Here is a 12,070-nt window from a genome sequence, read left to right on the forward strand (position 1 = left end):
CTCCGTTAATACGCGACCGAGGGCAACCACGTGGCCAATTGCGGCCACAAGAAGACAAAGAACAGGCCGGTCAGCTGCAGGATCACGAATGGGATAATCCCTTTGTAGATGTCAGTCAGCTTGATCTCGGGCGGGCAGACCCCTTTCAGATAGAAAAGCGCAAATCCAACCGGAGGTGTCAGGAAAGAGGTCTGCAACGTCACCGCCACAAGGATTACGAACCACACCAGCGCAGGTTCATCGATGACACCGAAGCCGTCGATATCCAGGCCCAGCCCGTTCACGATGGGGCGCATCAAGGGCAGAACGATGAGCGTGATCTCGATCCAGTCCAGCACGAAGCCCAGCAGGAAGACGATGAACAGGATCATGAAGACAGTGCCATTTGGGCCGAGCCCGGTACCGTGGATCATATCCTCGATCAGCGCGTCGCCGCCCAGTTCGCGCAAGACATAGGAGAACACCGTCGCACCAAGGAAGATCGCGAAAATATAGGCGGTGGTGTTGAACGTTGCTTTCAGCACATTCACCAGCTTGGCCAGCGTCAGCTTGCGATATCCCAGCGCCAGCAGAGTGGCTCCCAACGCGCCCACGCCCGAGGCTTCGGTCGGTGTGGTCAAACCCGCGAAGATCGAGCCCAGCACGGCGAGGATAAGGGCCAGCGTCGGCAGGACTGCAATCAGCACGTCCTTGACTGCGTTCCAGTCAGGACGGGTTGCGCCTTCGGGTACTGGGGCCACGTCGCGTTTGATTAGGGCGATGACAAAAATATAGGTCAGGTAGAGCGCGCCAATGATCACGCCGGGGAACACTGCAGCCATAAATAGGTCGCCGACCGATAGCGCCATCTGGTCCGCCATGATGACAAGCATGATCGACGGCGGGATGAGGATGCCCAGCGTGCCTGAAGCGCTGACCACACCGGCGGCCAATGAGGGGCTGTATTTCTGCTCCATCATCGACGGCAGCGAAAGCACGCCCAACAGAACCACAGACGCCCCAATGATCCCGGTCGAGGCGGCCAGAATGATGCCGATCATCGTTACCGTGATCGCCAGCCCGCCGCGCACCGTGCCGAACAGGCGCTGCATCGAAGACATCAAACGCTCGGCCACACCGGATTCGTCCAACATCAGGCCCATGAAGATGAACATTGGCAGCGCCACCAGAACCGCATTTGACATGGTGGCATAGACCCGGTTCACCACCGCGCCCAGCGTCAGATAGTCCAGACCGGTCAGCGTTTCCTCAAGCCCGGTCCAGTTCATCATGCCATTGTCGAACAGATAGGCCAGACCGCAATAGGCAACGCCAACCCCGGCCAGCGTCCACGCCACCGGGAATCCGGTGAACAGCAACGCGATGAAGGTCAGGAACATGGCGATGACCAGTTTTTCCTCGGTTGTTTCAACCAGGAAGGTCAGCGCTGTTGCGACCACAGCAAAGCCCAGAAGGGCCCAGATGATCAGGCGCAGGCCCTTGCCCTGACGCTCTTCATCCAAATTCATGAATAGCGCGTGCACGTCGTGAATCAGCCTCGCCGCTGCAGCCAATGCTAGCAATACAAAACTGGCCGGGATCACACCTTTCAAAGCCCAACGCGCGTGCAGGCCGGTGGGGCTGTCCGAGGATTCGTTGACCCTCCAGCTTTCGTAGAAATAGTCATAGCCCTGATCGATCATCAGATAGATGAACGGCACAAGCAGTGTGAAGATTCCGATGATCTCGATGATCCGGCGCGCGCGCTGGCTGAGCTGCATGTGCAGCAAGTCCACCCGCACATGACTGTCAGTAACCAAGGCATACGAGATACCGATCATCGTCACCAGACCATAGAAATGCCACTGAATCTCATCCAGCTTGGGATAGTTCTGGTTCAGCAGATAGCGCATCGCCACTTGCGAAACGATGGCCGCAACTAGCAGCAAGTTGGCCCACATGACCACATGACCCACCGCTTTGACACCGTTGTCGATCGCTACTGCCAGCTTTTGACGGTCGGGCTCACCATGTTCAAGGATACTTTCATAGACTTCAATCGGGTCGTCCTGATGACGCTGTGTCTCGGCCATGGTCTCCTCCTCAAGAGTTTGGCAGTGGGGACGTGAATGCGCCCGGGTCGTTGGGGAAAATAAAGAAAATCAGAAGGGTCCGAGGGCGGCGGAAGGAAGCCGCCCCCGGATAATCGCAAGCGGCAAATTTACTTGCGGGGGAGGAATGCGTTTTCTTTCCAGACCGCATAACCGTCACGGAATTCGTTCATGTCGGCCAGAACCTTGGCAAAGAATTCGTCGTTGGCGGCCTGTTCTGCGGCAACCTCTTCCCAGGTCGCGCGGAAGGTCGACAGCATCTCGTCGTTCCACTGCTTGATCTGAACACCATTGTTTTCAACGTTGTCCAGCAGCGCAGCGTGTTGGATCGCCTCACCTTCGGCAAAGCTGTCAGCCATCGAAGCCTTACAGGCATTTTCGATGATCGCTTTGTGCTGATCGCTGGCTTCGTTCCAGACGTCCTTGTTGATCATCAGTTCAAACACCGTCGCTTGCTGGTGCCAGCCGGGGAAATAGTTGTACTTGACCAACTTGTGGAAACCGAGGCGTGCGTCGATGGCAGGCATCGAGAATTCGGTCGCGTCGATCGCGCCTTTTTCCAGTGCCGGGAAGATTTCGCCGCCGGGCAGCAGTGACGTCGCCACACCCAGCTTCTGCATCACTTCACCGCCCAGACCGAAAAAGCGCATCTTCAGGCCGTTCAGGTCTTCGGGGCTGTTGATCTCATTCGCGAACCAGCCCGAGGTTTCGGGAGCGATAATGGCGCAGGGAATGACATGGACGTTGAAACCGGCCTGATCATACATCTCCTGATACAAGCTCATGCCGTTGCCATAGTACAGCCACGCCATGTATTCACCCGCCTCAGGGCCAAACGGAACGGCCGAGAACAACGGTGCAGCCGGGATCTTACCCGCCCAGTAGCCGGCGGTGGTATAGCCCGAATTGATCTTGCCTGAAGACACCGCATCCAGAATTTCAAACGGCGGGACCAGCTTGCCCGGTTCGTAAACCTTCATCTTCAGCGTGCCGCCGGACATCAGGTCCAGCTGTTCGGCCACGCGCGGGATCGGCGAGCCGAGGCCCGGTAGAGCGGTTGAAAACGCGATTGGGGTTTTCAGCAGCATCTTATCCGCCGCGTGGGCAACCGGGGCTGCCAGCAGCGAGGCCGCAACGGCAAGCGATGTCAGGGTGGTCTTCATGGGTTCTCCTCCAAGGTAAAGATCAGCCGGTGGTCTGGCTGTCACTCTCGCCGCGAGCACGGCTTAAGTGGTAAATATTGTTTACCTTGTCATTCAGTCAACAATTTTATTTACCAATTTGGCTACGCCGCGGTGGTGTGGCTCATAACCAAGATTGACCTTTCATAACCCAAAATTTTCGAATAATTTTGCGACACTCAATAAAAACAAACGCTTATACGTGCAGCGAGCATCCGTATTTTTGGGTAGTTTTTCTTGCAATGTCGAAAGCTAGTGGTAAATATTATAAACAACTTCGACGATCTTTAATCTAACTACCGGACAGGAATTATGAGCACGAACAGCCTCTTTGATCCCGTTGGTCACGAATCAATTGCCGATGCTGTCGTTGCACAAATCGAGACAATGATTGTTGATGGAATCCTGAAAGAGGGTCGCAAAATCCCGTCTGAACGGGAGCTTGCGGAAGCCCTAGGCGTTTCACGCCCCAAGCTGCGCGAAGCACTCCAAATCCTCGAAAATCGCGGCTTGGTGACCGTGCGACATGGCGAGGGCACCTTTATCGCCCCACTGACCGGTCGTGCCATGTCGCCCGCCCTTCTGTCTCTCTATGCCCGGCACGGCAGTGCTTTCTACGATTATCTTGAATACCGGCGCGAGCAAGAGGCCTTTGCCAGCCGCCTCGCCGCACAGCGCGCCACACAGTCCGACAAGGAACGGATCGCAGAAATCATCGATGAAATGCAGCGAGCCTGGGAGAATGACGATCAGGATGCCAGTGAAGAGGCTGATTTTCGACTGCACGCCGCCGTTGTCGATGCGAGCCAAAACACGACCCTTATCCACATGATGGCATCCATCTATGACCTCACGCGCCAAGGCGTGTTCTACAACCGCCGCTTCCTGCGCTCGATGGACGGCACGGGTGAAGCACTGCTTGATCAGCACAAGGCAATCGCGCAGGCCATCATCGATGGCGACCCGGACCGTGCAGAAACCGCCGCACGCACGCATATGGATTTCGTCGAGGATTCATTTCGCGTTGGTCAAGAACAACAAGCTCGCGAGATCCGCGCAGCAAAACGGCGGCAGTTTTCGGATTGAGGTCAAAAACAGAGGCGTATTTTTTGTACCACGGAAAAGTCTCCCGCACGACGTACTAAGTCTTGGCTCTGCCTTTCTCGACCGGTTCTCGCCTCAGGCACTTTTCCAGGTCTACTTCCAATGCACTGAGGTTTATGTCTCCAGCTCGCAGAGCGTCCACCTCATTGGCTCCTTGCCTCGTCAAACCAAGGTTTTTGAGCAACGTGTTCCAGTCCGGTACGTCCCGCTTCAATCCCGCGCGCAGCAAAACCTCAATTTTTCGAATGTACCAAAGGGCCAGAGAAGACACACGAATGTCAGGTGGAGTGTCCACGGGCACATGGGCGGCAATCGCAGCGCTTGCGCACGCCATTGACTCGGATGCCACGTAGAAAGCCTGCGCCGCGCTGTTAGGGTTTACGTATTTAACGCCTTCATTGATCAAAGCTCCACCGGCCAAGACCAAGGCCAGGTCTTTTCCTGAGATCGAGGCCGCACTTCCAAGCGCGGCACCGCCTGCTACAGTGATCAGTGCCGCCGCTGTCAGGTCCCGATTGCGCGCTGCTTCGTCGCCCAGCCTTTTGTAGGCATCTGAAAGTTGCAGCGCATAATACGACGTACGAATAGGACCGCGTTCAAGCAACAGGCTTGTGGACTGAAATGTTTTTGGTGCCGTTTCAAACGCACCCCCGATCCCAACAGCGTGCTGGATAACGTCTCCCGATGTATTCGACAGCACGGTTTGCTCGGCATTAAAGGCCCTATTCTCGTAGGCACAACCGGTGATCAAGGTCAGCGGCACCAAGGCCGGAATCAGGCGATTGAAAACGGACTTCATCAAATTTCCCCATGAAAACGCGCAATTGAATAAGTGAAACTATACAATCACAGGGTGTTTCAGGCAAATTCGGCCGCACATGTCATCGCCAACTCACAATGCCACAACCCGTTTCAAACACCCGGCGCGACGCGCATGGATGGCTTATAAATCCCGAATCCAGAATTGAAGCGGCTTTTGGGTTTCGCAATCGTCGCCTCGATCCTTCCACGAGAATTGCGCCACGACGCCAGGAAGTGGCGCATATCCCCGCGCGCGCCAGAAGGCATCCAACGGGCGGCAATGATCTGGTCGCATGGGGTGGTCGTCAGGGCGTACTACACTGCAGAAGGCGCTTTTGGTGAATCCCATCGCATGGGCGTGGGCTTCGCGCAGATCAAAGAACGTATGGCCTGCGCCCTGCCCGCGATACTCCGGCAGCAGAACCGATTCTGCGCAATAGAAGATGTCGCCCAGCGACAGGCCCGAGCCTTCGAACGCGGCCGCGAAATCGTCGGCGTGATCCGTCAAGGGTGCACCCGTCGAAGCACCCACCAAAGTATCACCGTCGAACGCTCCGACAACGATGGCCCTGGCGCTGTCGACGTAAGACTGCAGGTATTTCCGCTCATACTCCAGATCGCCATCATAGAGATATGGCCAAGCGTGAAATACGTCGATCCGCAGGCGCGCGACGTCATCCAACGCGTCGACCAATGTCGATCCGGTCATTGCGCGGACCTGCGAAATTTCAGCCATTCGAGACCTGTTTGGTCCAGTCCGCAAGGTTGTAAAACGTGGTCACGCGGGTGATCTTCCCGTCGTTAAGGTCAAAAAAAGAACCCGCAGGCAAGCGGTAAGTCTGCCCATACGCTTCTGGCAAACCTTCATCAGTTTCCAGATAGGTTCCGTTGACGATGAACTCAGCCGCAGCACGGGTGCCGCCTTCGGCCTCGAAGATCACGATATCCGTCAGGTTCTCGCGGTAACAGCGGTTCATATGCGCGCAGAAGGCGGCAAATTTCTCTTTGCCGACGCGAATCTGACCTTCGTTGACATGATGGGCCACGTCATCCGACAGGCAGGCCAGCATGCCATCTACATCACCGGCATTGAAGGCATCAAAATAAGTTTTCACGGTCGGGTTCATGGTCACTCCGTCGGTTCACCCCAGCGGTCTTTCAGATGCGCGATGATCTGATCTCGGGTTTGTCGATAATGACGTAGCTTGTCCTCGCGGGTTTCACCTAGTCCGGTAGGGTCCATAATTGGCCAATAATCGACATCGAGGTGAAAAAAACGCGTCAGTTCCAGCGCTTTTCGCTGGCTGGCGGGTGACAGGGCCACGATCAGATCAAATGAACTGAGGTCATCGCCCCATTGCTCCATTTCGTCAAAAGAACGCGAGCGGTGACGGGACAGCTCAACGCCAATCTCCTGACAGGCTGCGATGCAGAACCCATCGATCTCAAGATCGTTATGCACACCGGCGGATTGCACATAGGTGCCGGTGCCGTAAAACTTCTTCATGATGCCTTCGGCCATGGGTGACCGAACCGAATTGTGGTCGCAACAGAACAGAATGGACTGCGGCAGAGGCGTCACCCGTTAGCCTCCAAAATGAAGGACGCAGATGAGCGTAAAAAGGCGGCGGGCAGTATCAGTATCAACCTCAGCTTTGCCTTCCAGCCTTTCCTGTAACACGCGGCTGCCTTCGTTGTGGATGCCGCGCCGAGCCATATCGATCGTTTCGATCTGGCTGGGCGGCAGTGTTTTCACCGCATCGAAATAGCTCTCGCAGATCTGAAAATAGTCTTTTACGACCTGCCGGAATGGACCAAGCGACAGATGAAACTCAGCCGCCTTCTCGCTGGCTTCGGTGGCGATATCGAAAACCAGTCGCTTGTCACGGATTGATAGCTGCACATGGTAGGGCCCGTCGGGGATCATCCGATCGTCGCGCGCTGGCAGCGTGAACGAGTTATCTTCAAGCAAATCATATATGGCGACCTTCCGCTCCTGCTCGATCTCCGGTGTCGGCGGGGGCAGATTTCGGTCGTCCAGTTCGATATGCGAAATACGGGTCATCTTAACGGTCACAATCCTTGCGTCTGCACAGACCTATAACAACGATTTTCATTGAGCAACGTACAGAAGCGCCATGCGTGCCAAGTCATTGCGTCACTTCAGCCATTCAGCCGGTTAAGGCGCGCCGAAACGGACAGGCCATGCGCTTCGAGGCTTTCGGATTGCGCAAGCGTTTCAGCCGCCGGGCCGATGGCGCGCAAAGCTTCGGGTGTCATCTGGCTGAGCGTTGTGCGTTTGAGAAAATCCATCACGCTAAGGCCAGACGAAAAGCGCGCCGAACGCGCTGTGGGCAGCACGTGATTGGGGCCGCCGACATAATCGCCAATGGCTTCGGGCGTGTACTGGCCAAGGAAAATGGCACCGGCATGGATCGTTTGCTGGCTTAACGCCACCGGGTCGGCCACGCAGAGTTCCAGATGTTCGGGCGCGATGCGGTTGGACAACGCGGCAGCCTCGTCCAAATCGCGCGCAGTGATTACGGCACCAAAGTCGCGCCAGCTGGCCCGGGCGATGGCGCGGCGTTGCAGGGTCTCAAGACGTTTTTCCACCGCTTGCGTCACGGCTTGACCAAATTCTGCGTCATCCGTGATCAAAATGGATTGGGCGCTTTCGTCATGCTCGGCCTGGCTGAGCAGGTCCAGCGCGATCCAGTCGGGGTCGTTGTCCTTGTCTGCAATGACCAGAATTTCCGAGGGGCCCGCGATCATGTCGATGCCGACTTTGCCGAATACACGGCGTTTCGCGGCGGCCACGAAGGCGTTGCCCGGGCCGGTGATCTTATCGACCGGCGCAATGGTTTCGGTGCCATAAGCCAGCGCGGCCACAGCTTGCGCGCCGCCGATGCGATAAATCTCATCCACGCCCGACAGTTGTGCCGCCAGCAGGACCAGCGGGTTTGCCTGACCCTCAGGTGTGGGGACGACAATGGCCAACCGGTCTACGCCCGCCACCTTCGCAGGTATTGCGTTCATCAAAACCGACGACGGGTATGAAGCCAATCCGCCCGGCACATAAAGCCCCGCAGCCGACACCGCCGACCAGCGCCAGCCGAGTGTTGCGCCTGCCTCATCGGTCCACTGATGATCCTCGGGCATCTGCTTTTCGTGATATGCACGAATGCGTTCTGCTGCCAGTTCCAACGCGGCGCGGTCCTGGGGCGTGACCTGCGCGACGGCCTCGGCGATCTCATTGGATGAAAAGGCCATGGTCTCGGGCGTCAGCTCCAGCCGGTCGAATTTCGCGGTAAGTTCGATCACCGAAGCATCACCACGGGTCCGCACATCATCGATGATCTGCGCCACAACCGCATCCACATCGGGGCTGTCCTCGCGCTTGGCGGACAACAGCGCCTGAAATGCAGTTTCGAAATCGGCGGAGGTCGTATCGAGGAAAGCGGGCATGTGAGAGACTCCGGAAGCGTTTCAACGGGTCTTATCGCCCGGGCCGGGTGGCCTCAACCCTTAGGCCGTTGGGTGCAGCGATTTGCGCATCGGGAATTGGGGGTTGCCGTGCCATTCCGTCGGGTCGCCGACATCATGCCAGCCGTGCGCCAGATAGAACGAATGTGCCGTTTTGGTCGCGTGCAGATGCGCCTCAGAGGCGCCACGTGCTTGCAGTTCCTCTTCCAACCGGTGCAGCAGCGCTGCTCCGAGCCCGCGCTCTGCGTGATCGGGATCGACATAGAGCAGAGATATCTCACCCTCGCCACTTAAACCGCCCACTGCAGTAACCACTCCCACTTGCGTAGCGACCCAAAGGATTGCTCCATTATCGATCCAGTTTCGGACCGAAGCCGGATCCTTATTGGCAGACCAGCGGGAAAGGTTTTCGGGATTATCCAGATGATCCGCCCGACAGAGGTCACGGATCGATCGGATCAGAACACGGCTGATGTCGAATACATCAAACACGGTTGCCCGCCGCACCGCGATGCCGCGTGGCGGATTCGGGAAGGCCTGAGCGATGCCACGTTTATTCTTCACTCGGGGTGATGGGGCGCTTGTCCAGAAGGCGCCTTGTAGGGACGCGTCACATCCTTGAGCGTTGCATCGATGGCCTCAACCGACAGGCGGATCGCGCCGTCGCCTGCCAAGGTCAACAGGATTTGTCCCGCACCATCCTCGCTTGGCTCGAATTCGACCGAGAGCAGAGACAGGATCATGTCCTTGTCGCTGCGGTCGATGCCCTGACTGGCTACCGACAGAACCGAGCCGAACATCAAAACGGCCTGCACCCGCTCGTAGGCGCGACCGCGCCGGGCAGCGGCATCCTTGTCTTCCCAGCGAAAGCGATTGAGCAACAGCGCAAAGCGGCGCTGGCCGGGTTGCCATGTCATCTCGGTCACCGGGAAAACCGCATCCTGCGTCAGGGTCGCAATCACCTGGAGGTCATCGGCATCTTCGGCTCCAAGGTTCAGCGGTGCCTCGCGGCCGTCTTTGAAACTCGCGTCTGTCATTGACCTTTAATCCGTTCGATCTTTGCGCCCACGCCTTCCAGCTTGCGCACCACATGTTCATATCCGCGGTCCAAATGATAGACCCGGCTGACAACCGTCTCACCTTCCGCCGCCATTCCGGCAAGGATCAGCGAGACCGAGGCCCTCAGGTCTGTCGCCATCACCGGAGCACCTTTCAATCGTTCGACCCCGGTTACGGTGGCCGTGCCGCCATGTACCTCGATATTCGCGCCCATGCGCACCAGTTCGGGCGCATGCATAAAGCGATTCTCGAAAATACGCTCTTCAAGCACAGACACACCTTCGGCAGTGCACATCAGGGCCATCATCTGAGCCTGCAGATCGGTCGGGAAGCCGGGGAAGGGTTCGGTGACCACATCGACCGAGGTCACACGCCCGTTCTTACGAGAAACTTTTAGCCCCTTGTCGGTTTCAGAAACACTGATCCCCGCCGCATCCAGCTTGGCGGCGAAGGATTCGACCAGCGACATGCGTCCGCCCAGCAGCTCAACCTCGCCCCCGCAGATCGCCGGGGCCAGCATATAAGTGCCCAGCTCAATCCGGTCGGTCACCACCTGATGGGTCGCGCCGTGCAGACGATCGACACCCTGAATTTCGATGGTCGAGGTCCCCTCACCCGAAATCTGAGCGCCCATCTTGCGCAAGCATTCGACCAGATCGACAATCTCGGGCTCGCGCGCGGCGTTTTTTAGCACCGTGGTGCCCTTGGCCAGCGTGGCGGCCATGACGATGTTCTCGGTCGCGCCAACCGAGGCAAAGCGCATCTCATGCACAGCACCTTTCAGCCCGCCCGACGCCTTCGCGTGCAAATAGCCATCTTTAAGCTCGATCTCGGCGCCCAGCGCCTCAAGCCCTTCGACATGCAAATCCATCGGGCGCGCGCCAATTGCACATCCACCAGGTAGCGACACCACGGCCTGCCCCAGCCGCGCCAGCATCGGCCCCAACACCAGGTTCGAAGCGCGCATTTTTCGCACGATGTCATAATCCGCCGTGTGGCTGTTCAGGTCATGGCTGGACATCGCAATGACCTGACCATCCTGCAGCGAAGACACCTCGGCCCCAAGCGACCGCAGCAGCGCCGTCATGGTCTTGATGTCACTCAAACGCGGCGCATTGGTCAACGTCAGCGGTTCTTCGCTGAGCAAGGTCGCGGGCATCAGCGTCAGACACGCATTTTTCGCCCCCGCAATGGGAATCTGCCCGTTCAGCGGGCCATTACCCGTTACCAGAATCGAATCCATCTGCTCTTATCCCTCGTCCTTGCCGGCTTTGTCCCCGGAGGTGGCCCGCGCCATGGCCTGAGCCTTGCGCCGCGCCATATTCGCTTTTAGCGCCGCCTTTAGACGGTCTTCGCGCGTTTCCCCGGACTTGCCGTGTTTTTTAGGTGAATTTTTGTCTGCCATTGCCTTTCTCTACAGGAGTAGAAAAAAACCGTCCAGACACCCTTGCGCCGCGTTTCGTTTGAGTCTAATCACCCGCCCACAGCGCTGCTGTAGCTCAGAGGTAGAGCACTCCCTTGGTAAGGGAGAGGTCGAGAGTTCAATTCTCTCCAGCAGCACCATGATTTCCTTATTTACATCAGAAACTTACGATAAAACAGCGGCTTGCGCTTGCAGTCTCCTACATAGGAGTTCTACACAGTGACGCTTATCATGCCTACACCAGGCAAAGACAAAAAACAGCGGAATATACTACATCAGGGTGCGAGTTCCGGCGGACCTTAAGGGAATCGTCGACCGTGCCGAGGTGTCAAAGTCACTCCGCACCAGAGACCCTGCAGAGGCCAAAGAGAGATTTGCGGCTGAATACGCCAAAATCCAAAAGCAGTGGGCGTGCCCGCGGTCAAAGCCTGAAACCCTCCCTTTGAAAAAGATCGTTGCTCTTTCTGGTCGCGTGTATTTCCGCCTGATGGAAATGCTAGATAGTGAACCGGGTGAACCTGAGATATGGAACCGTGTACTGCACCTGAGCCAACAAGCGGAAGCTACCGAAGGCGCTATTAAAAAATGGTACGGAGATGTGCTGACGAGATACTGGCGGAAGAAGGTATTGCTTTAGACGAACCGACGCGTGCGCGATTACTACGTGAAGTCCACAGGTCTTGGATTCAGGCGGCTAGCCAGCAGTTGAAGAGAACGGAAGGCGATTTCACCCCGGACCCTCAGGTCATGCGTTTCCCCGAATGGGAACCCGAAGGCGTATCAAAAAAAGGCGGCAGAAGGCCCAGCACTCACCCATCTCACGGAGCGGTGACAGAAAGACCACCTGAGCAACGGGAATGTATGCAACGATTGAGACTTCGCTCATAAGAAAGACACGTTGGCTGCCTATCCGGAGCACGAGGATATCT

14 protein-coding genes and 1 tRNA gene are annotated in these 12,070 nt (G+C 57.1%); 3 read left to right on the top strand and 12 right to left on the bottom strand.

Annotation, left to right across the window (positions count from 1 at the left end; translation table 11 throughout):
* Nucleotides 1-5: 5 nt before the first annotated feature.
* Together ACR0NE_RS19170 and ACR0NE_RS19175 are read right to left on the bottom strand one after the other, a co-directional pair.
* A complete protein-coding gene (locus ACR0NE_RS19170; protein ID WP_170595208.1) occupies nucleotides 6-2,072 on the bottom strand; it encodes a TRAP transporter large permease subunit in 2,067 nt (688 codons plus the stop codon).
* 128 nt (nucleotides 2,073-2,200) lie between these two features.
* A complete protein-coding gene (locus ACR0NE_RS19175; RefSeq protein WP_170398473.1) occupies nucleotides 2,201-3,253 on the bottom strand; it encodes a TRAP transporter substrate-binding protein in 1,053 nt (350 codons plus the stop codon).
* A 330-nt stretch (nucleotides 3,254-3,583) separates the two neighbouring features.
* Between ACR0NE_RS19175 and ACR0NE_RS19180 the strand changes: the two genes are divergently transcribed.
* Nucleotides 3,584-4,357 carry a FadR/GntR family transcriptional regulator gene (locus tag ACR0NE_RS19180; protein ID WP_170408227.1) on the top strand — a complete coding sequence of 258 codons (774 nt, stop codon included), beginning with the start codon at nucleotides 3,584-3,586 and terminating at the stop codon, nucleotides 4,355-4,357.
* A 55-nt stretch (nucleotides 4,358-4,412) separates the two neighbouring features.
* Here the strand turns inward: ACR0NE_RS19180 and ACR0NE_RS19185 are convergent, their stop codons facing one another.
* The 10 genes from ACR0NE_RS19185 to ACR0NE_RS19230 all read right to left on the bottom strand — a co-directional run bounded on the left by ACR0NE_RS19185 (nucleotide 4,413) and on the right by ACR0NE_RS19230 (nucleotide 11,123).
* Nucleotides 4,413-5,174 (bottom strand): hypothetical protein, encoded by a 762-nt coding sequence (locus ACR0NE_RS19185; protein ID WP_170408226.1) that lies wholly within the window; start codon nucleotides 5,172-5,174, stop codon nucleotides 4,413-4,415.
* A gap of 144 nt (nucleotides 5,175-5,318) precedes the next feature.
* Nucleotides 5,319-5,912 (bottom strand): GNAT family N-acetyltransferase, encoded by a 594-nt coding sequence (locus ACR0NE_RS19190; RefSeq protein WP_170595205.1) that lies wholly within the window; start codon nucleotides 5,910-5,912, stop codon nucleotides 5,319-5,321.
* Nucleotides 5,905-6,303, bottom strand: a complete 399-nt coding sequence (locus ACR0NE_RS19195) for a ketosteroid isomerase-related protein (RefSeq protein WP_170398462.1) — start codon at nucleotides 6,301-6,303, stop codon at nucleotides 5,905-5,907. Before ACR0NE_RS19195 ends, ACR0NE_RS19190 begins: the two co-directional genes overlap by 8 nt.
* A 2-nt stretch (nucleotides 6,304-6,305) precedes the next feature.
* A complete protein-coding gene (locus tag ACR0NE_RS19200) occupies nucleotides 6,306-6,758 on the bottom strand; it encodes an arsenate-mycothiol transferase ArsC (protein WP_170398460.1) in 453 nt (150 codons plus the stop codon).
* Nucleotides 6,759-6,761: 3 nt separating this feature from the next.
* The gene (locus tag ACR0NE_RS19205) at nucleotides 6,762-7,241 is read right to left on the bottom strand and encodes a UPF0262 family protein (protein WP_170398457.1); all 480 of its coding nucleotides are present in this window, start codon (nucleotides 7,239-7,241) and stop codon (nucleotides 6,762-6,764) included.
* Nucleotides 7,242-7,339: 98 nt separating this feature from the next.
* Complete coding sequence (gene hisD / locus ACR0NE_RS19210; RefSeq protein ID WP_170595202.1) at nucleotides 7,340-8,641, bottom strand: histidinol dehydrogenase; 1,302 nt, start codon at nucleotides 8,639-8,641, stop codon at nucleotides 7,340-7,342.
* A 60-nt stretch (nucleotides 8,642-8,701) separates the two neighbouring features.
* Nucleotides 8,702-9,223 carry a GNAT family N-acetyltransferase gene (locus ACR0NE_RS19215; protein WP_170595199.1) on the bottom strand — a complete coding sequence of 174 codons (522 nt, stop codon included), beginning with the start codon at nucleotides 9,221-9,223 and terminating at the stop codon, nucleotides 8,702-8,704.
* A complete protein-coding gene (locus tag ACR0NE_RS19220; protein ID WP_170408222.1) occupies nucleotides 9,220-9,696 on the bottom strand; it encodes a DUF2948 family protein in 477 nt (158 codons plus the stop codon). The genes ACR0NE_RS19215 and ACR0NE_RS19220 overlap by 4 nt, the downstream gene beginning before the upstream one ends.
* Nucleotides 9,693-10,961, bottom strand: a complete 1,269-nt coding sequence (murA, locus tag ACR0NE_RS19225; protein WP_170398447.1) for a UDP-N-acetylglucosamine 1-carboxyvinyltransferase — start codon at nucleotides 10,959-10,961, stop codon at nucleotides 9,693-9,695. Before murA ends, ACR0NE_RS19220 begins: the two co-directional genes overlap by 4 nt.
* Before the next feature lie 6 nt (nucleotides 10,962-10,967).
* Nucleotides 10,968-11,123: a hypothetical protein gene (locus ACR0NE_RS19230; RefSeq protein WP_170566770.1), complete on the bottom strand. Its 156-nt coding sequence runs from the start codon at nucleotides 11,121-11,123 to the stop codon at nucleotides 10,968-10,970.
* 83 nt (nucleotides 11,124-11,206) lie between these two features.
* On the opposite strand from ACR0NE_RS19230, the gene ACR0NE_RS19235 reads away from it, so the two are divergent.
* Both ACR0NE_RS19235 and ACR0NE_RS19240 read left to right on the top strand, forming a co-directional pair.
* Nucleotides 11,207-11,281 (top strand) — tRNA-Thr (locus ACR0NE_RS19235).
* Nucleotides 11,282-11,406: 125 nt separating this feature from the next.
* Entirely contained in the window at nucleotides 11,407-11,778 is a 372-nt protein-coding gene (locus ACR0NE_RS19240) for a DUF6538 domain-containing protein (protein WP_480459943.1), read from the top strand.
* Nucleotides 11,779-12,070: the final 292 nt, after the last annotated feature.

This window comes from Ruegeria sp. C9 (genome assembly GCF_056537585.1).